At 72.8% G+C, this 18886-nt stretch carries 15 protein-coding genes; 5 read left to right on the forward strand and 10 right to left on the reverse strand.

Annotated features, from left to right (window positions below):
* Window positions 1-60: 60 nt before the first annotated feature.
* The 6 genes from ACFWBN_RS02365 to ACFWBN_RS02390 all read right to left on the reverse strand — a co-directional run bounded on the left by ACFWBN_RS02365 (window position 61) and on the right by ACFWBN_RS02390 (window position 7321).
* Window positions 61-927, reverse strand: a complete 867-nt coding sequence (locus ACFWBN_RS02365) for an ABC transporter ATP-binding protein (RefSeq protein ID WP_385169237.1) — start codon at window positions 925-927, stop codon at window positions 61-63.
* Window positions 924-2003, reverse strand: a complete 1080-nt coding sequence (locus ACFWBN_RS02370) for an ABC transporter ATP-binding protein (RefSeq protein WP_385169240.1) — start codon at window positions 2001-2003, stop codon at window positions 924-926. Before ACFWBN_RS02370 ends, ACFWBN_RS02365 begins: the two co-directional genes overlap by 4 nt.
* Window positions 2000-2890 carry an ABC transporter permease gene (locus ACFWBN_RS02375; protein WP_385169242.1) on the reverse strand — a complete coding sequence of 297 codons (891 nt, stop codon included), beginning with the start codon at window positions 2888-2890 and terminating at the stop codon, window positions 2000-2002. Before ACFWBN_RS02375 ends, ACFWBN_RS02370 begins: the two co-directional genes overlap by 4 nt.
* Entirely contained in the window at window positions 2887-3855 is a 969-nt protein-coding gene (locus ACFWBN_RS02380) for an ABC transporter permease (RefSeq protein WP_385169245.1), read from the reverse strand. Before ACFWBN_RS02380 ends, ACFWBN_RS02375 begins: the two co-directional genes overlap by 4 nt.
* Window positions 3852-5465, reverse strand: coding sequence for an ABC transporter substrate-binding protein (locus ACFWBN_RS02385; RefSeq protein WP_385169249.1), 1614 nt, complete (start codon window positions 5463-5465; stop codon window positions 3852-3854). The genes ACFWBN_RS02380 and ACFWBN_RS02385 overlap by 4 nt, the downstream gene beginning before the upstream one ends.
* A gap of 182 nt (window positions 5466-5647) precedes the next feature.
* Window positions 5648-7321, reverse strand: coding sequence for an amidohydrolase (locus ACFWBN_RS02390; RefSeq protein WP_385169251.1), 1674 nt, complete (start codon window positions 7319-7321; stop codon window positions 5648-5650).
* Window positions 7322-7448: 127 nt separating this feature from the next.
* On the opposite strand from ACFWBN_RS02390, the gene ACFWBN_RS02395 reads away from it, so the two are divergent.
* Entirely contained in the window at window positions 7449-8144 is a 696-nt protein-coding gene (locus ACFWBN_RS02395; RefSeq protein ID WP_385169254.1) for a TetR/AcrR family transcriptional regulator, read from the forward strand.
* A gap of 46 nt (window positions 8145-8190) precedes the next feature.
* Here the strand turns inward: ACFWBN_RS02395 and ACFWBN_RS02400 are convergent, their stop codons facing one another.
* Together ACFWBN_RS02400 and ACFWBN_RS02405 are read right to left on the reverse strand one after the other, a co-directional pair.
* On the reverse strand, window positions 8191-10254 hold the full coding sequence (locus tag ACFWBN_RS02400; RefSeq protein WP_385169257.1) for a prolyl oligopeptidase family protein: 2064 nt from the start codon (window positions 10252-10254) through the stop codon (window positions 8191-8193).
* Window positions 10244-11293, reverse strand: coding sequence for an AI-2E family transporter (locus ACFWBN_RS02405; protein ID WP_385169259.1), 1050 nt, complete (start codon window positions 11291-11293; stop codon window positions 10244-10246). Before ACFWBN_RS02405 ends, ACFWBN_RS02400 begins: the two co-directional genes overlap by 11 nt.
* Window positions 11294-11545: 252 nt before the next feature.
* Here ACFWBN_RS02405 and ACFWBN_RS02410 point away from each other — a divergent pair, with 252 nt between their 5' ends.
* The gene (locus ACFWBN_RS02410) at window positions 11546-12838 is read left to right on the forward strand and encodes an MFS transporter (protein ID WP_385169263.1); all 1293 of its coding nucleotides are present in this window, start codon (window positions 11546-11548) and stop codon (window positions 12836-12838) included.
* A 152-nt stretch (window positions 12839-12990) separates the two neighbouring features.
* Window positions 12991-14286 (forward strand): radical SAM protein, encoded by a 1296-nt coding sequence (locus ACFWBN_RS02415; protein ID WP_385169710.1) that lies wholly within the window; start codon window positions 12991-12993, stop codon window positions 14284-14286.
* Here ACFWBN_RS02415 and ACFWBN_RS02420 read toward each other — a convergent pair.
* Window positions 14246-15187, reverse strand: a complete 942-nt coding sequence (locus ACFWBN_RS02420) for a glycoside hydrolase family 20 zincin-like fold domain-containing protein (protein ID WP_385169265.1) — start codon at window positions 15185-15187, stop codon at window positions 14246-14248. The two genes, ACFWBN_RS02415 and ACFWBN_RS02420, sit on opposite strands and share 41 nt — an antisense overlap.
* 282 nt (window positions 15188-15469) lie before the next feature.
* Between ACFWBN_RS02420 and ACFWBN_RS02425 the strand changes: the two genes are divergently transcribed.
* Together ACFWBN_RS02425 and ACFWBN_RS02430 are read left to right on the forward strand one after the other, a co-directional pair.
* Window positions 15470-16267 (forward strand): endonuclease/exonuclease/phosphatase family protein, encoded by a 798-nt coding sequence (locus tag ACFWBN_RS02425; RefSeq protein WP_385169268.1) that lies wholly within the window; start codon window positions 15470-15472, stop codon window positions 16265-16267.
* A gap of 270 nt (window positions 16268-16537) precedes the next feature.
* Complete coding sequence (locus ACFWBN_RS02430; RefSeq protein ID WP_385169271.1) at window positions 16538-17980, forward strand: nucleobase:cation symporter-2 family protein; 1443 nt, start codon at window positions 16538-16540, stop codon at window positions 17978-17980.
* Window positions 17981-18104: 124 nt separating this feature from the next.
* Here ACFWBN_RS02430 and ACFWBN_RS02435 read toward each other — a convergent pair whose 3' ends face one another.
* Window positions 18105-18827: a transcriptional regulator gene (locus ACFWBN_RS02435; RefSeq protein ID WP_385169274.1), complete on the reverse strand. Its 723-nt coding sequence runs from the start codon at window positions 18825-18827 to the stop codon at window positions 18105-18107.
* Between the last annotated feature and the right edge of the window lie 59 nt (window positions 18828-18886).

Raw genomic sequence — 18886 nt, forward strand, 5'->3', positions numbered from 1 at the left:
GATCCCCCGTGTGGTGCTGTACACGGCGCGCTGGTCAGTTCGCGCCGCGCAAAGGGATGATTATGAGCCACCCGGGCGGATCGCGGAACCGCCGTTCATCGTGAGCGGATCGAGCGCGCGCCGCCGGACGCCGATCGAGTCGGGGTCCCACCCCGGGCGGGGCACGGACGCGAGCAGCAGCCGGGTGTACGGATGCCGGGGATCCGCGAGGAGTTCGGCGACGGGGCGGTGTTCCATGGTCCGCCCGCGGTACATGACGAGCGCCTCGTCGCACACGTAGCGTACGACGGCGAGATCGTGGCTGACGAAGACCAGCCCGATGCCGGTCTCGCGCCGGATGTCGGACAGCAGGTTGAGCACCTGTGCCTGTACGGACACGTCCAGGGCGGACACCGCCTCGTCGAGCACGAGGACATCGGGCCGGACGGCCAGCGCCCTGGCGATCGCGGCGCGTTGGCGCTGCCCGCCGGAGAGGTGGCGGGGCAGGGCGGCCGCCTCGCGGTCGCCGAGGCCGACCTGGGCCAGCAGTTCCCTGACCCGGTCGGCCCGCACCTCGCGGTCGTGGCAGCCGTGCAGGCGCAGCACGCCGTCGACGGTGGCGCCTATGGGGATGCGGGCGTCCAGGGAGAGGTAGGGGTCCTGGAAGACGATCTGGACGGCCTTGGCCCGGGCCAGCCGGGCGGCCCGGCCGCGTACGGCCCCGGCGGCCGGCGCCTGGCCCCGTACGAGGATCTCCCCGGCGTCGGGGCGTTCGAGGCCGATCAGCATCCGGGCCGTGGTGGTCTTCCCGGAACCGGACTCCCCGACGATGCCGAGGGCGCCGCCCGCCGGCAGGGTGAAGGACAGGTCGTCGACCGCGACGACCTGCGTCCCGCCCGTACGGTAGGTCTTGCGCAGGCCTGTCACGCGCAGCAGCTCCGTGGTCAATTGCCCTCCTTGCTGGGCTGGATGGAAACGGGCTCGGCGGAAACGGGCCGAGCGGGAGCGGGCTGGGCGGGAGCGGGCTGGACGGGAGCGGGCTGGACGGGAGCGGGCGGGCCGCTGCCGTCGAGTTCCGCGGCCCGGTGGCAGGCGACCTCGGCCGGGCCGTGCCGGAGCAGCGGCGGCGGGGACTGGTCGCAGCGGCCGGGCTCGGCGAACCGGCAGCGGGGTGCGAAGGCGCAGCCCGGCGCGGATTCCAGCAGTCCCATCGGGGCGCCGGGGATCGGGGTCAGCCGCCCGAGCGGGCCCTCCAGGGGCGGGGAGGAGCCGAGCAGTCCCGCCGTGTAGGGGTGCCGGGGGTGGGAGAAGAGCTCCGCGACGGGCGCCGTCTCCACGATCCGGCCCGCGTACATCACGTAGATCCGGTCGCCGACGGCGGCCGCCAGCTCGATGTCGTGGGTGATCAGGAGCAGTCCGAGGCCGCGTTCGCGCCGCAGCCGGCCCAGGACGGCCAGGATCTCCGCCTGGGTGCTGACGTCGAGGGCGGTGGTCGGCTCGTCGCACAGCAGCAGGCGGGGTTCGGCGGTGAGGGCCGCGGCGATCACGACGCGCTGGAGCATTCCGCCGGAGAGCTCGTGCGGGTACTGCTTCATGTGGCGGGCGGGGTCGGGCAGTCCGGCCGCGCCGAGCAGTTCGACGGCCCTGGCGTTCGCCTGGTCCTTGGACCAGCCGTGGACCCGGCGCAGCGGTTCGGTGAGGAAGTCCCCCACGCGGTGTACGGGGTTGATGGCGGCCCGGGGATCCTGGTAGATCATCGCCGCCTTGTTCGTGCGGACCTCGCGCAGGCTCGCGGTGTCGGCGCCGACCAGATCGGTCCCGTCGACGCGGACCCGGCCGGAGACCTCGGCGCCCGCGGGGAACAGGCCCAGGGCGGCGCGGGCGGTGACGGACTTGCCGGACCCGGATTCCCCGACCAGGGCGACGGTCTCCCCGGCCGAGATGCTCAGGCTGATGCCGTCCAGGATCGGGCGGGCCGTGCCGGGCAGGGTGACGGAGAGGTCCTCGTAGGCGAGCAGTGTCATCGGGAGTCCCTTCCCGCGAGCCGGTCGCCGAGGTCTTCCCCGACGACGTTGAAGGCGACGACGACCAGGACGACGGCGACGGCCGGCACGATGGCGGACAGCGGCTGTCCCTGGAGCACGGCGGCCTGCCCCTGGTTGATCATGGCGCCCCAGTCGGGGGTCGGCGGCTGGACGCCGAGCCCCAGGAAGGAGAGGGCGGCGAGGTCGAGCAGGGCGTAGCCGAAGTTCACCGTCGACTGGGCGAGCAGGGTCGGGGCGATGTTGGGCAGCACCCGGCGGACGGTGACGAACAGGGCGGAGTGGCCCTGTACCCGGTAGGCGGCGACGTAGGGCCTGGCCTTCTCCTGTACGGCCAGGGCGCGCACCAGGCGTGCGGTGTACGGCATGTAGGCGATCGCCATGGCGAGGACGGGGGCCGTCATGCCCTTGCCGAAGAGGGCCACCGCGAGGATCGCGAGGAGCAGGGCGGGGAAGGCGAACAGGATGTCGAGGACCCGGCCGGTCAGGGTGTCGACCCAGCCGCCGCGCCAGGCGGTGAACAGGCCGACGGCGATGCCGATCAGGGTGGAGGACAGCACGACGGCGAGGGGGCCGGCGAGGCTGGTGCGCGTGCCGGCGATCAGGGCGGAGAAGGTGTCGTGGCCGCCCTGGTCGGTGCCAAGCCAGTGCTCGGCGCCGGGGCCCAGGAGGGAGTCGCCGAGGTGTCCGAAGGTGGGGTCCTGCGGCGCGAGCCAGGGTGCCAGGAGCGCGACGAGGACGAACAGGACGAGGAGCAGCAGGCAGGCCCGCTGGAGCGGGCCGCCGCCGAGGCGCCGGAGCCGGGTGAGGGGGCGGCGGCGGACGAGGGCCGCCTGCGTGTTCGCTGGCGTGGTCGTGGGCGTGGTCATCGTGCGCTCCCGGCCGCCGCCATGCGCGGATCGATCAGCGGATGGACGAGGTCGACCAGGGCGTTGACCACCACGAACGCGGCCACGACCAGCAGGACGATCGCCTGGACCACCTGGAAGTCGAGCTGGTCCACCGACGTGACCAGCAGGGATCCCACCCCGGACATCCCGAAGGCGGTCTCCACGATCGCCGTGCTCACCAGCATCCCCGAGACGAGCATCGCGGAGACCGTCACGATCGGTCCGAGCGCGTTGCGCAGGACGTGGCGGCGGATGACGGTGCGCCGGGGTGTCCCCCGGCTGAGGGCGACCTCGACGTGCTCGCGGCGCAGTTCGTCGAGCATCGCGGAGCGGGTCACGCGGGTGACCAGCGCCACGAAGGTGACGGAGAGGGCCGCGGCCGGCAGGACGACGTGGTGCAGCCGGTCCAGCAGGCCGGTGCCGTTCCCGATGGTCGGGAACCAGCCCAGGCGCACGCCCAGTACCGACCGGAGCAGGAGCGCGGCGACGAAGGCGGGCGCGGCGGCGCCCACCGTCACCAGGAGCATCAGCGAGCGGTCGATGCGGGTGCCTCGGCGCAGCGCGCCGAGCATCCCGGACCCGATGCCGAACACCGCGATCATCAGCGCGGACACGCCGATCAGCAGCAGGGAGGAGGGCAGGCGCGACCAGATGACCGAGGAGACGTCCTGGTGGAAGAGGTAGGAGCGGCCGAAGTCGCCCTGCAGCACCCCTTCGAGCCAGTTCCAGTACCGGAGGAGGAACGGCTCGTCGAAGCCGTACTGGCGGCGCATCTCGGCGAGTTCCTGCGGGCCGGGGCTGCGCCCCTTCACGAGGAAGCTGACGGGGTCCCCCGGCGCCAGGAACAGCGAGGAGAAGACCAGGAAGGAGGTGACGAGCAGGGTCGCCGCCATGCCGGCCAGGCGGCGCAGCACCCGTCCGGCCCGGGCCACCGCGGGCGTCATCCCTTGGCTCCGATCTCGGCCGCCCACGGGTGGTACAGGTAGGCGATGGACGGCTGGACGCCGGTGATCCGCTTGCCGAGGAAGACGCTGACCGGCTGGGTGTACAGCGGCAGCCAGGGCAGTTCCTTCATGGCGATCTTCTGGGCCTCGGCGTTGGCGGCGGCGTGCTCGGCGGGGTCGTAGGCCGCGACGGCCCGGTCGACGGCCGCGTCGAAGGCGGGGTCGGACCAGTTGCCGTAGTTGCCGAAGGCGCCGGTCCGGAGGGTGCCGTACATGTCCATCGGGTCGGTGATGGACGTGTACCAGAAGGTGAGGAAGAGGTCGATGCCCTCGCGTGCGGCCGGGTCGGTGAAGAGGGTCGTGTACTTCTCGGCGGAGACGGAGTCGATCTGCGGCTTGAGGCCGATGGCCGTGGCGGCCTGGGCGACGGCCTGGGTGATGATGGTCGTCTGGGAGTCGAGCGGGCTGGTCGCGATCACGATCTTCTGGCCGTTCACGCCCGCCTCGGCGGCGAGCGCCTTGGCCTTGGCCGGGTCGTACGGGTACTTCGGCAGGTCCTTCAGGAGCGCGTCGCGGGTCGCGGCGGGCGCGTCGGCCCAGAGGTTGTCGGTGACGAGCGAGTCGGAGACCTCGCCGACCCCGCCGGCGCCGGCCTTGAGGATGCCCTTGCGGTCGATGGCCATGAGCAGGGCCTGGCGGACGCGGGCGTCGCCGAGCGGGCCCTTGAGGTTGCTGACGACCTCGTCGGCGACGGTGGTGTTGCGACCGAAGTAGAGCGTTCCGGCCTGGGTCGCGCCCAGTTGGGCGTACGCGTTCGGCGGGACCATCCAGCCGCCGTCGACCTCGCCGCTCTGGAAGGCGTTGACGCGGGTGGTGGCGTCGGCGAGGAAGACGAACTTGACCTGGCCGGACTTGGCCTTCAGCTCGGGGTTCCAGTAGTCGTCGAACCGCTTGAGCGTGAGCGACTGGCCGGAGGTCCACGAGTCGAAGGAGAAGGGGCCGGTGCAGTTCACGCCGGTCTGCGGATTGCCGTAGTCCTTGCCGGACTTGGCGAGGGTGGCGGCGGACTCCACGGTGCCGGGGCCGGCGGCGAGGTACTTGTTGAAGGTGGAGTCGGGCTGCGCGAGGGTGACGGTGACTTCCATCGGTCCGGTCTTGTCGACGGACGTGACGTTGCGGAAGGGGTAGGCCCAGACGCTGGCCGTCTGCGGGTCGAGGTTGCGGCGCAGGGAGGCGACGACGTCGTCGGCGGTGAGCTCCGTCCCGTCGTGGAAGCGGACGCCCGGGCGGATCCGGTAGACCCAGGTGGTGGGGGTGGGGTTGGCGTACGAGGCCGCGAGGTTGGGCGAGGTCGTCAGGTCGGGGTTCCAGCGCAGCAGGCTCTCGCAGACGTTGGCGAGGATCTGGTTGGGCGGGTAGTCGAAGGAGTAGGCGTAGTCGATGGTGGTCGGCTCGGCGAAGGTCGACCAGGTGAAGGAGTCCAGGTTTCCGGTGGCGGCGGGTGTCCTGTCCGTGAGCTTGTAGGCGACTGCCTGGTCCTTGGCCGGGTGTGCCGTGCCGCTGCACGCGCTCGTGATGAGCACCGCGGCCGCGGCGAGCCCGGCCGCCACTGCGTGCCTGGTCCTTCTGCGCCGGCGGGGGGATCCCGGTCGGGGTGATGACATCGTCTGGCTCCCTGAGGTGAGCTGGGTGGGGATGCGGGGGGGGCGGGATGCGGGGATGCAGGGGGATGCGGGTGCGGTGCGGACACGGGGTGCTCGGCCGGTGGCGGCCCGGCCGGTGACCCCGCGGTTCAGTGCGTGGCGGTGAAGACGGGCACGCCCTCGATGTAGGTGCGGGTCACGCGGGTCCGGCCGATCTCCTCGGAGGGGTGCGCGAAGGGATCGCGGTCGAGGACGACGAGGTCCGCGTACTTGCCGGGCTCGACGGTGCCGGTGACGTCGTCGAGGTGGTTGGCCCAGGCGCTGCCCGCCGTGTAGGCGGTGAGCGCCTCGGCCAGGGTCAGCGCCTGCTCGGGGAAGAAGGGCTTTCCGGGCTCCTCACCGGGTACCCCGTCGGGCACGACGCGGTTGACGGCGACGTGGATGCCCCAGAGCGGGTTGGGGCTGCTCACCGACCAGTCGCTGCCTGCGACCAGTCGGGCTCCGGCCCGCCGCAGGTCCCCGAACGGGTACTGCAGGGCGGCTCGTTCGGGTCCCAGGAAGGGGATCGTCAGCTCGTCCATCTGCGGCTCGTGGGCGGCCCACAGGGCCTGGATGTTGGCGGCCGCCCCCAGGCTCGCGAAGCGCCCGATGTCGTCGGGGTGGACGATCTGCAGGTGGGCGAGGTGGTGGCGGTTGTCGTTGGCGCCGTTGGCCGCGCGGGCCGCGTCGAGTGCGTCCAGCGCCTCCCGGACGGCGCGGTCCCCGAGCGCGTGGAAGTGGATCTGGAAGCCGGAGCGGTCGAGCCGGGACACCGCCTCGGTGAGCAGTTCCGGATCGACGAAGCTGAGCCCGGAGTTCGCGGTGGCGCAGCCGCAGCCGTCCAGGTAGGGCTCCAGGAGTCCGGCCGTGAAGTTCTCGGCGATGCCGTCCTGCATGATCTTCACGCTGGTGGCGTTGAAGCGGCCCACCCGGCCGGTCCGGCGGCGCTCCTCCAGCTCGGGTATCTGCTCCAGGCCGCGTTCGCGGTCCCACCACAGGGCCCCGACGACGCGCACGCGCAGGGATTCCTCGCGGGCGGCGCGCACGTAGACACCGAAGTTGTCGGGGTTGCCGGGGAAGGCGCCGATCATGGCGTCCTGCCAGGCGGTGACTCCGAGGGAGAGCAGGTGCTCCTGTGCGGCGAGCAGGCCGGCGTACGCCTCTTCGGGTGTCGCGAGGGGCACGTGACGGGCGACCAGCTCCACGGCGCCCTCCTGGAGGGTGCCGGCCGGGGTTCCGTCCGGTTCCCGCTCGATGCGGCCGTCGGCCGGGTCGGGGGTGTCCCGGTCGACGCCGGCGAGCCGGAAGGCCAGGGTGTTGGCCCAGGCTCCGTGGCCGTCGCGGTTGGTGAGCATGACGGGCCGGTCCGGCACCACCCGGTCGAGCATGGCCCGGGTGGGCGTGCCGCCGGGGAAGACGTCCATCGACCAGCCGCCCCCGCGGATCCAGGCCGCCCCGGGGTGCTGTCGGGCGTACTCGGCCACGACGGCCAGGTAGCCGTCGAGGGAGTGCTGCCCGCTGAGGTCGCAGCCGAGCATCTGGACCCCGGCCACCACCGGGTGGACGTGGGCGTCCTGGAATCCGGCGAGGAGCAGGCCGCCCGCGAGGTCGACCACCTCGGTGTCCGCGTCGGCGAGGGCGCGCACCGCGTCCTCGTCGGCGACGGCGAGGATCCGGCCGCCGCCGATGGCGACGGCGGCGTCGACGGGAGCCGGTCCGGTTCCGGTGAAGACCTTCCCTCCCACGAAAACGGTGTCGGCCCGCTGGCTGGTGTTCTTCCGCATCGACGCGTCCTCCGGCTCGGCGGGCGGACCCGCTCGGCGTGTTGTTGAGGAGGAGTGAACGGGAGCGCAACGTTGTTGTCAACGGTGTTGCGCTGGGTGTGTTCCGCATCGATACACTGGCCGCACCATGCCGAAGCCATCCGCCACTCCCGCCCGGTCCAAGCGCGCGGGCAGTCAGCTCACACCCGACGCGATCATCGAAGCGAGCCTGCGCATCGCGGCTCGCGGCAGCGAGGACGCCTTCACCGTCCGCAGGCTCGGCGAGGAACTGGGCGCCGACCCCACAGCGATCTACCGGCACTTCCGGGACAAGGACGAGCTGCTGCTGTCGGTCGCCGACCGCACGCTCGGGGAGGTCCTCGACAGCATCCCCGAGGGGCTCGGCTGGCAGGACCGGCTGCGCGCACTCGCCGCGGGCTCCCTCGACGTCGCGCTGAAGTACCCGGTGGTCGGCTCGACCATGGCCAGCCGGACCACCAGGAGGCCGAACGAGTTCCGGGTCGTCGAGCTCATCCTGGGCGCGGTGACGGAGGCGGGGCTCGACGGAGCGGAGGCCGCCGTCCACTACCGCATGGTCGGCGACTCGCTCCTCGCCTTCGTCGGCCAGCGCGCCGCCTACCTGCTGTTCCCTCCGGACATCCGGGAGGCGGACGAGACCTCCTGGAACCGCGAGTACCGCATGGTCGACCCGGAGGGATTCCCCCACATCACCCGCCTGAGTGCCGAGTTGGCCGAGGTGACGGAGGAAGAGATCTTCCTGGCCCGGGTCGAGGCCCTGATCACCGCGATCGAGACGCGGGTCGAGACGCTCCGCCGGCCGTAGGCCGTCCGGCCCGGTCCCCGCCGTGGACGCGGCGGGGACCCGCGGGTCACCGGCGCGGGGTCAGGCGCTCCCACAGGAAGGTGTGGACCAGGGCCTCGTTGAAGGCGGTCTGGCCGTGGTCGGTGGCTCCGGAGTGGCCGCCGCCGATGTGCTCGTGGAACAGGACGGGATGGCCGTGCTCGCGCAGCCGGGCGGCCATCTTGCGGGCGTGGCCGGGGTGGACCCGGTCGTCGCGGGTCGAGGTGAGCAGGAGCAGCGGCGGGTACGGGGTCCCGTCGGTCCGCACCCGGTGGTAGGGGGAGATCTCCTCCAGGTGGGGGCGGTCTGCGGGGTTGTCCGGGTCTCCGTACTCGGCGGTCCAGCTGGCGCCCGCGAGCAGCCGGTGGAAGCGGAGCATGTCCAGCAGCGGCACGTGCGAGACGACGGCGCCGAAGAGCTCCGGGTAGCGGGTCAGCATCGCGCCCATGAGGAGGCCGCCGTTGCTGCCGCCCTCGATGCCCAGCTGGGCGGGGGTGCTGATGCCGCGGGCGGTGAGGTCCCGGGCGACGGCGGCGAAGTCCTCGAACGCCCGGACCCGGTTCGCCCCGAGGGCCGCCTTGTGCCAGCCCGGCCCGTACTCGTGCCCGCCGCGGATGCCCGCGACGACGTACGTGCCGCCGCGCGCGAGCCAGGCCCGGCCGGTGACCGCGCTGTACTGCGGGACCATCGAGATCTCGAAGCCGCCGTACCCGTACATCAGGGTGGGCCCGGGGCCGGGCCGGTCCTCCGGCCCGACGACGAAGTAGGGGACCCGCGTGCCGTCCGCGGAGACCGCGAAGTGCTGGCGTACGACCAGACCGGTGGTGTCGAACAGCGCCGGGCCCTGCTTGACGCTCTCGCCCGCGCCCTCGCCCTCGCCCGCCGTACCGCGGTGGAGGGTGGACGGCTGGAGGTAGCCGGAGACGTTCAGGAAGTACTCGTCGCTCACGTCCGGGTCGGTGCAGGTGACGGAGGCCGTGGACAGCGGCGGTACGTCGGCCAGCGGGGCGCGGCGCCAGCCGTCGACTCCCGGTCCCGGGGTCAGGATCTCCATCCGGGATGAGACGTCGGCGCTGGTGGTGAGGATCAGGTGGTGGCGGGTCCAGCTCCAGCCGGCGAGCGCGGTGTGCTCGTCCGGCGTGAACAGCACCGCCGCCTCCCGCGCCCCCGCCCGGAAGGCCTCGAAGTCGAAGGCGAGCAGACTGCCGGCGTCGTGGCCGAGCCACGGGGACTTCGGGGCGACGAGCAGCCACTCGCGGTGGACGGAGGTGCCGGCGTCGTCCGGTACCTCGATCTTCTCGGGCTCCGCGGCCGATCCGTCCTCCGGGCGGAGGAACAGCTCCTGGTTCCAGAAGTCGATCTGGCGGTGGACGAAGTCCCGTTCGAAGCCCGGGGTGTCGTCGTGCCAGCCGGAGGCCGAGATGTCGGAGGGCCGGCCCTCGTAGACGAGTTCCGCGGCCTTCAGTGGCGTGCCGCGCTTCCAGCGGCGTACCTGGAGCGGGTAGCCGGACCCGGACATCGAGCCGGGACCGAAGTCCGTCCCGATCCACACGTGGTCGTGGTCGATCCACCCGATGGTGGTCCTGGCCTCCTCGACCTCGAACCCGCCCTCGACGAACTCCAGGGTCTCCAGGTCGAACTCCCGGACCACGCAGGCGTCCGCCCCGTCCCGCGACAGCATCACCAGGGCGCGGCGGTGCTCGGGCCCCAGGACCTGGCTGCCCGCCCAGGCCCACTTCTCGCCTTCGGCCCCGGCCAGCGCGTCCAGGTCCAGGACCGGCTCCCAGGCGGGCCGGTCCTTGCGGTACTCCTCCAGCGTGGTGCGCCGCCACAGCCCGCGTACGTGGTCGGCGTCCTGCCAGAAGTTGTAGAGGTGGCGGCCCCGGCGGACGACGTACGGGATCCGGCCGTCGTCGTCCAGCACCTCGCGGATGCCGCTTTCGAGCAGCTTGAACGCGGGGGTCTCGGCCAGCGCGGCCACGGTCTCGGCGTTGCGCTCGCGGACCCAGCCGAGGGCGGCCTCGCCGGTGACGTCTTCCAGCCAGAGGTAGGGATCCGCAGAGGGGTCCACGGAGGGGTGTTCATCGCTCATCCGCCGATTGTGCCCCGCGCAGGGCCGTGCGCACCGACCAGGTCACCGAGACGAGCGGCACGGCGACCACCGCGCCGACCACTCCGGCGGCGATGGCGCCCGCCACCACGGAGATCGCGACCACCAGCGGGTGCAGGCGGACGGCCCGGCTCATCACCAGGGGATGGAGCAGGTGGCCCTCGATCTGGCCGATGACCACGATCAGCGCGACGACCAGACCCGCGACCAGCGGCCCCTTCGCGGCCAGGGCCACCACCGCGGCGACCCCGAGCGCCACCGGCGATCCGACGAGGGGGACGAAGGCCGCGAAGAACTCCAGCAGCGCGAGCGGCACGGCCAGCGGGACCCCGAGGAAGTACAGCGCCAGGCCCACGAGCACGGCGTTCGTCGCCGCGACGATCACGATGCCGTGGGTGTAGCCGGTGAACGTACGCCACGCCGCGCGCCCGCCGATCGCCACGCGCTCGCGCGCCCCCTCGGGCAGCTGGGCGCAGAACCACGACCACTGCCGGTCCCCGCCGTGCAGGAAGAAGACGGAGGCGAAGACGGCGAGCGCGAGGACGGTGAGCACCTGCACCAGGTGCCCGGCCCCGCTGAGCGCCGTACTGACCACCGTCGAGCGGTGGCTCGACAGGAAGGCGCCGATGCGGGACTGGACGTCGGACAGCGCCTCCGGGTTCAGCCGGAAGGGCGGCTTCTCCAGCCACTCCTCGATGCTGTCCAGTCCGGCGCGGAACTCCCGGACGAGCGTCGTGCTCTCCCCCGCCACCGCCTCGCCGACCAGCACCAGGACGCCCAGCACCAGCAGCGCGCTGCCGATCAGGCAGACGGCGACCGCGAGGGACTGGGGGACGACGCGCGCGAGGCGCCGGGTGGGGGGCGAGAGCAGGGCGGTGGCGACGAGGCCGAGGAAGAGCGCCACGGCGATCTCGTGGAAGCGGCCGAGCACGGCGAAGACCGCGTACACGGCGGCGCCGACGACCAGCAGACGCCAGGCGTAGGAGGCGGCCGTACGAAGGAACGCTGACACCGGCGGCATGACGCATGGGTGCCACCGCGGACCTGCGATGGCACGCGCCGGAGCGCGTATTCGCCCGTCCGCGCCGGTCCGGGCAAGGTCCGGGCGGGGCCGGGCAAGGTCCGGGCGGGGCCGGGCAAGGTCCGGGCGGGGCCGGGCAAGGTCCGGGCGGGGCCGGGCAAGGTCCGGGCAAGGTCCGGGCAAGGTCCGGGCAAGGTCCGGGCACGAAATTCCGTTGCCGACGGCGGGGTGGACCACGGACGATGGCCCGTCGTGAGCACCTCCCGTCTGTCCGCCGTCCTGCCCGACCTCGCCCCCTGGCGGTCCAGCCGCGACTTCCGGCTGCTCTTCTACCAGGGAACGGTCACCTTCTTCGGCTCGTTCATGGCGATGATCGCGCTGCCGCTCCAGATCAAGCACCTGACGGACTCTCCGCTGGCGGTCGGGGCGATGGGGGCGGTGGAGCTGGTGCCGCTCGTGGTCTGCGGGCTGTACGGGGGCGCCCTCGCCGACGCCGTGGACCGGCGCCGGCTGATCCTGCTGACCGAGGCCGGGCTCGGGGTGCTCGCCCTGGTGCTCCTCGTCAACGCGCTGCTGCCGAGCCCGCTGCTGTGGCCGCTGTACGTGGTGGCCGCCGGCGTCTCGGCGCTGACCGGGCTCCAGCGCCCGGCCCTGGACTCGCTGATGGCGCGGATCGTGCCGCACGACCAGCTGACCGCCGCCGCCGCGCTCAACGGGCTGCGCTACCAGTTCGGCGCGATCGCCGGCCCTGCGCTGGCCGGCCTGGTCGTCGCGTACGCCGGCTACGCGGCCGCCTACTCCGTGACCGTCGCCGGATTCCTCGTCTCCGTACTGCTGTGCCTGCGGCTCGCTGCGGCTCCGCCCGCGGGCGACGCGCAGCGCCCGTCGCTGCGCGGGATAGCGGAGGGCGCGCGCTACGCGTGGAGCCGTCCGGTGCTGCTCGGCACCTACGCCATCGACCTGGCGGCCATGTTCTTCGCCTTCCCCAACGCGATCCTCCCCTTCCTCGCGGACGAACTCGACGCCGTGTGGGCGCTGGGCCTGATGTACGCGGCGGGCGCGGTCGGCTCGCTGCTGCTGGGGATGACCAGCGGCTGGACCTCGCGGGTACGCCGGCACGGGCTGCTGGTGGTCTGCGGTGCGGCGGTGTGGGGGCTGGCGGTCGCGGCCGCGGGCTGGTTCTCCAGCATCTGGCCGGTGCTGCTGTGCCTCGCGTTCGCGGGCGCCGGGGACATGCTCAGCGGGCTGGGCCGCGCCACGATCTGGAACCAGACGATCCCGGAGGAGCTGCGGGGCCGTCTCGCCGGCATCGAGGTGCTCTCGTACAGCGTCGGCCCGCAGCTCGGGCAGGTCCGTGCGGGCACGATGGCCGGCTGGACGGGGACCCGGCCGGCCTTCTGGAGCGGCGGTCTGGCCTGTGTGGCCTCGGTGGCCGTACTGGCCGCGCTGCTGCCGAAGCTGATCTCCTACGACGCGGACACCGACGAGGACGCGCTGCGCCGCAGGGCCGCCCGCGAGGCGGAGCCCGCCGCGGCGGCGGCCTGACGGGCGGCCGGATGCCCGGCCCCCGGCGGCTCCGGCGGCTCCGGCGGCTCCGGCGAGGGTGAGATCATCGCCATGTAGCCGATGTGATCGCGGAGTCGGGAATGGAGCAACACGTGGACAACCTGAGCCGTACCGCGCTGGTCGAGGGCCTGATGGAGCGCTTCCCGCAGGTGCCGCGGGAAGCCGTCATCAAGGAGGACCTCCTCCGCGGGGGCATGGCCTTCGACGAGTCCGCGCTCAGCGGCACCGCCGACGGGGCTTCGGGCGACGTCAAGCCGAAGTCGTACTTCATCTTCTCCTTCGACCACCGCACCCTCCCCGAGCTCGGCGCGGCCGCGCTCAACCGGCCCCCCGAGGAGATCGTGCTCACCGGTGGCCCGTACGGACTTCGCCGCACGGTGGTGTCCGTACGGGTCAACCCGGACTCGCCGTACGTCGTGCGGGGCGGCGAGGACGGCGCGCTCGGCCTGTACCTGGACGGCGCCCGGATCGCGGACGTCGGACTGCCGCCGATGCCGGAGTACTACCGGCACAAGCTCTCCAACGGCAAGTCGGTGATGGAGGTCGCGCCGACCATCCAGTGGGGCTACCTCATCTACCTGACGGTCTTCCGGGTGTGCCAGTACTTCGGTGCCAAGGAGGAGTGCCAGTTCTGCGACATCAACCACAACTGGCGCCAGCACAAGGCGGCCGGCCGGCCCTACACCGGGGTGAAGCCGGTCGAGGAGGTGCTGGAGGCCCTGGAGATCATCGACCGGTACGACACCGCGGGCACCTCCCGGGCCTACACCCTCACGGGCGGCTCGATCACCTCACAGGTCGGCGGCCGCGACGAGGCCGACTTCTACGGCCACTACGCGAAGGCCATCGAGGAGCGGTTCCCCGGCCGCTGGACCGGCAAGGTCGTCGCCCAGGCGCTGCCCCGCGACGCCGTGCAGCGCTTCCACGACTACGGGATCCGGATCTACCACCCCAACTTCGAGGTGTGGGACCGCCGGCTGTTCCAGCTGCACTGCCCGGGCAAGGAACGCTACGTCGGCCGCGACGAGTGGCACCGCAGGATCCTGGACTCCGCCGAGGTGTTCGGTCCGCGCAACGTCATCCCCAACTTCGTGGCGGGCATCGAGATGGCCGAGCCCTTCGGCTTCACGAAGGTCGACGAGGCGATCGCCTCCACCGCCGAGGGCCTGCGGTTCTTCATGTCGAACGGCGTCGTGCCGCGCTTCACCACCTGGTGCCCGGAGCCGACGACTCCACTGGGCAAGGCCAACCCGCTGGGCGCGCCCCTCGAATACCACATCCGGCTGTTGGAGACCTACCGGGCGACGCTGGAGGAGTTCGGCCTGAAGTCCCCGCCCGGCTACGGTCCGGCGGGCCCCGGGCGTGCGGTGTTCTCCGTCAGCTCGTTCATGGACAGCCTGGAAGGGCTGGAGGACACGGAGTCCTGAGCCGCGCGCCGTGCGCCGCGAGCCGCCGCCGGTGGGCGTCCCGGTCCAGGGCGGCGGCGGGTGACCAGCCGAGTTCGGCGATGTCCAGGACCCGGGGGAAGGCCATGGAGTCCCACGCGCCCGCGGTGGCGAGGGTCCGCGCCCGCAGGGGCGCCGGCCGCGCCCGGTCGCGGCGGACCGCCATGTGGCGCGCGCGGGCATGGCGGGCCAGGTCTCCGTACTCGTCCTCGGTCCAGAGTCCGTCGGCGAGGTGCAGGCGCAGCACGTTGATCTTGTACAGGGCCAGCCGGTCCACGTGCCGCTTCACGCGGGCGACCGTGACGGAGCGGGAGACGACCTCGACCGTCGCGACCCGGTGGGCGAAGCGGGGCGTGTCGGTGACCGTGCCGCCCGCCACCGTCCACGGCGCGCCGCCCGGGGACAGGAGCTGACGGAGGGTCTGGGTGCCGCGGAAGAGGCCGGCCGGCCGGTGGGCGGTGACGAGGACGCCGTCCTCGTCGGACTGGAGCCGGTAGCCCTCCTCGCCGAAGCTTCCGGCGTACGGGTCGAGCCGCAGCCGGATGCCGTCGGTGCCCGCTCCCGCGTCGGTCGCCCGGACCGGCAGCGGCAGGCGGGCGCCGGGGCGCCAGGCGGCCGCCAGCTGTTCGCCGATGGCGCGGACCTCGGCGGAGCCGGCCGTCGTACGGATGACCGTGCCCGGACCGAGCGGGTAGCCGGGGCCGCCGGGTGCGGTCGAGGCGGGAGCCGGGATGATCTGCTCGTACGGGGACGGCGGCTCGGCCCGCCGGACGGGCGCGGCAGAGTGCACGGGGTCCACCGGGTCCACGGCGGGCCCGGAGGTCGCGACGGCCGCGCAGAGGAGCAGGGCACCGAGGGCGCCGAAGGCGACGGAGAGCTTCACCGGTCCAGGAATAGGCGCGTTTCGCCGGATTTGCCGGTAGGTGCGTGCGGGACGGGCCGAGCCCCTCCGAAAGGACGCGCGCCGTCAGCGCCGTAGCGGTCACGCCGGTCAGGGCCGCGGACAGGAACGCCCGGCGGGAAGTGCTCATGGGCACGGACGGTCGCCGGCGCGGGCCCGCCGCCGGACGGCGACGCGCAGGCGCCCGCCGATCGGGCGCGGCCGCCACGCCGCCCGCGGGGCAGGAGCAGTGGTGGCCACGGCCGGGGCCGCTACGTTCGCCTGATGATGCCGACCCGTCGCGGCGCCCTGGCGCTGCTGGCCGCCGGGCTGCCGTTGCCGCCGGCCGCTCCCCCGGTCCCGGTGCGCGTGGTCTCGTACAACATCCACGCGGGCACGGGCGCCGACGGGGCCTTCGATCCGGGCCGGCAGGCGGCGGTCCTGCGCGCGCTGCGCGCCGACGTCATCGGGCTCCAGGAGGTGGACGTCCACTGGGGCGCCCGGAGCCGGTGGCTGGACGTGGCGGGCGAGCTCGGCGGGCGGCTGGGCATGCACGTCTCGTTCGCGCCGATCTACCGGATCGACGGCCGCGCGTTCGGGGTGGCCGTGCTGTCCCGGCATCCCGTGGCGGCGGCGCGGAACCACCGGATCACCCGGCTCTCCACCCAGGACCCCGGCCGCGGGCCCGCGCCCGCGCCCGGTTTCGGGGAGGTGGTCGTGCGGGTCCGGGGCGTACCGCTGCGCGTGTACGTCACCCACCTCGACCATCGCGCGGATCCCGCGGTGCGGGTGGCGCAGGTCGCCGACATGCGGCGGATCATGGCGCGGGGCGGCGGGGGGCCGTACGTCCTCCTCGGGGACTTCAACGCGCCGCCCCCGGCACGCGAACTGGCCCCGCTGTGGCGCGAGCTGACGGACGCGGAACCGGGCGGATCCACCTATCCCGCCCGGAATCCGGTGAAGCGGATCGACTACGTGGCCGTGTCGGCGGGGGTACGGGTGCACGGGGCGGCGGTCGCCGACACGCTCGCCTCGGACCACCGGCCCGTCCTCGCCGACCTGCGGCTGGAGCGCCACGGCTGAGGGGGTTACTCGCGAGGAAACACAGCCTTTGGCTATGGTGAGCGCCTTCCGGTCGAGTCCCCTTCGGATCCCATGGTCAATCACGGATCCGATGTGCCGATCGAAGGATGTCCTGCCACTCCGGGACGCATTGTTCAGTGCAGAGCGACGTACTGTCGGCAACACCGCCCGACGTCGGTTCCGTACGAGCCGGCCTGCCCTCGCCCTGTCACCCAGGCGCTTGAGGGCGGCGGTCCTCTCATTCACCTACCTCGCGAAGGCAAGGCAGAGATGGCAAGAATCTCCCGACAGTCCCCCCGGCAGTCCTCGCGGACGCCCTCCCGACAGCAGACCCACCCCGTCGACGAGTTGCTCCCGCTCCCCAGGCTCGCCCTCTACGGCTTCCAGCACGTGCTCGCGTTCTACGCGGCGGCGGTCATCGTGCCCGTCCTGCTCGGCAACGCGCTGGGCCTCTCCCGCCAGGAGCTCGTCCACCTCATCAACGCGGACCTCCTGACCTGCGGCGTGGCCTCGATCATCCAGGCGCTCGGCGTCTGGAAGATCGGCGCCCGGCTCCCGCTGGTCCAGGGCGTCACCTTCACCGCGGTCTCCCCCATGATCGCCATCGGGCTGGGCGCGGGCGGCGGCACCGCCGGCCTGCTCGTCGTCTACGGGGCGGTGATCACGGCGGGCATAGCCACCTTCGTGTTCGCACCGCTCTTCAGCAAGCTCGTGAAGTACTTCCCGCCGGTGGTCATCGGCACCATCCTCACCATCATCGGCATCACCCTCATCCCCGTGGCCCTCCAGGACGCGGCGGGCGGCGCCCACCTCATCGGCACGCCCGCGTACGGGGACCCGAAGAACCTCGCGTACGCGGGCGGCACCCTGCTCTTCATCCTGGCCATGGCCAGGATCGGCAAGCCCTTCCTCAGCAGCCTCGCCGTCCTGCTCGGGCTCGTCGTGGGCACGGCGGCCGCGTGGCTCTTCGGCGACGCCGACTTCGGGGCGGTCAAGGAGACCGACTGGTTCGGGGTCACCACCCCCTTCCACTACGGCATGCCGCGCTTCGAGCTGCTGCCGATCGTCGCCATGCTCGTCGTCATCCTCATCACCATGGTGGAGACCACCGGGGACGTGTACGCGATCGGCGAGATCACCGACAAGCGGGTCGACGCCGACACCGTGGCCCGCGCGCTGCGCGCCGACGGCGTGGCGACGGTCCTCGGCGGAGTCCTCAACTCGTTCCCGTACGTGGCGTTCGCCGAGAACATCGGGCTCGTGCGCATGTCCAAGGTGATGAGCCGTTACGTGGTCGTCGCGGCAGGCGTGTTCATGGTCGTACTGGGGCTGCTGCCGAAGGCGGGCAGCCTGGTCGCCTCGATCCCCCACCCGGTGCTGGGCGGGGCGGCGATCTCCATGTTCGGCATCGTGGCCGCCGTCGGCATCCAGATCCTGGGCAAGGCCGATCTGCGCGACGAGCGCAACACCCTGATCCTGGCGGTCAGTCTGGGCGCCGCGCTGCTGCCGAGTACGGTCGGGCCGTTCTTCGACCGGATGCCCGACGACATGCGGGCCGTGCTCAACAGCGGGATCACGCTGGGCGCCCTCACGGCGATCACGCTGAACCTCCTCTTCAACGTCTTCACCAGCCGCTCCACGATGGAGATCGACTGGGAGGAGATGGACGAGGGCGGCGCGGCCGGTCCGCACGCGGGAGCCGTCGCCCGCTGAAACGGGCTACGGCGACGGGTCGTTGGAGCCGGACGCAACCGTGAGCGCGGGCCGGGAAGGGGCGCCGATCCCCTTCCCGGCCCGCGCGCGGGTGTCCGCGTCGGCGCCTCGGCGCCTCGGCGGCTCAGCGGCCGCCGGCGGGGAACGGCGACGCCTCGCCCGCCTCGCCGATCAACTCCCAGAAGTGGTCGACGAGTCGGCGCAGGTACGCGGCGCGCTCGGCCGCGACCTCCTTGAGCCGGGCGTCGGCGTTGAGGGCGACGAGGTGTCCCATGTACCGCTCGGCGAACTCCGCGAACTCCGCGTGCATCCTCTGGAGGGCGTCGCCCACGCTCGTCGCGTCCACCACGACGATCTCCGCCACGGGCTCGACGTACGCCTTCCAGCGCCCGTCGACGGCCGCCCGCAGGAGCTCCGCCAGTTCGTCGACCCGGCCCATGATCCCGATGAGCTTGCGCAGGGACAGGCCCAGGGCCTCCACCAGCGCCCTGGTCTGGCGGGAGTCCCCGTGCCAGCGCTGCGCCTGCTCGGCCGCCCGGTATTCGCCGGGGTCCATGCCTATGCGGTACGCCAGCCGCTCCACCGTGAGCTGGCGGGCGAGGCGGTGCTCGGCGAGCGTCCGCGGCTCGACCCCCATCAGGGTCGTGGCGTCGCACCACAGGACGTTGGCCAGGGCGAAGAGCTGCCGGTCGGACGGAAGGTGGGAGCCCGCCTCCCACGCCGTGACCAGGTCGGGGTGGACGGGGGTGCCGCAGGCCGCCATGGAGTGGGCCACCTGGGCCGCGGTCAAGCCCATGCGGGCTCGCGCGGACCTGGCCTCGGTGGGGGAGAACGGAGTGCTGTACACGTACGAGACACCTCGCAACGCCCTGGGGCGTGGGGCGCCCGAGGGGGAGACGGATTGAT

The sequence above is a fragment of the Streptomyces sp. NPDC059989 genome, from assembly GCF_042736975.1.
Taxonomy (GTDB): Bacteria; Actinomycetota; Actinomycetes; order Streptomycetales; family Streptomycetaceae; genus Streptomyces.

Bases quoted from the DNA above. Each gene is read 5' to 3' on its own strand.
- ACFWBN_RS02400 (WP_385169257.1), bottom strand. From the start codon at position 10,254: ATGAGCGATGAACACCCCTCCGTGGACCCCTCTGCGGATCCCTACCTC.
- ACFWBN_RS02375 (WP_385169242.1), bottom strand. From the start codon at position 2,890: ATGACCACGCCCACGACCACGCCAGCGAACACGCAGGCGGCCCTCGTC.
- ACFWBN_RS02425 (WP_385169268.1), top strand. From the start codon at position 15,470: ATGATGCCGACCCGTCGCGGCGCCCTGGCGCTGCTGGCCGCCGGGCTG.
- ACFWBN_RS02370 (WP_385169240.1), bottom strand. From the start codon at position 2,003: ATGACACTGCTCGCCTACGAGGACCTCTCCGTCACCCTGCCCGGCACG.
- ACFWBN_RS02415 (WP_385169710.1), top strand. From the start codon at position 12,991: ATGGAGCGCTTCCCGCAGGTGCCGCGGGAAGCCGTCATCAAGGAGGAC.
- ACFWBN_RS02405 (WP_385169259.1), bottom strand. From the start codon at position 11,293: ATGCCGCCGGTGTCAGCGTTCCTTCGTACGGCCGCCTCCTACGCCTGG.
- ACFWBN_RS02430 (WP_385169271.1), top strand. From the start codon at position 16,538: ATGGCAAGAATCTCCCGACAGTCCCCCCGGCAGTCCTCGCGGACGCCC.
- ACFWBN_RS02395 (WP_385169254.1), top strand. From the start codon at position 7,449: ATGCCGAAGCCATCCGCCACTCCCGCCCGGTCCAAGCGCGCGGGCAGT.
- ACFWBN_RS02390 (WP_385169251.1), bottom strand. From the start codon at position 7,321: ATGCGGAAGAACACCAGCCAGCGGGCCGACACCGTTTTCGTGGGAGGG.
- ACFWBN_RS02380 (WP_385169245.1), bottom strand. From the start codon at position 3,855: ATGACGCCCGCGGTGGCCCGGGCCGGACGGGTGCTGCGCCGCCTGGCC.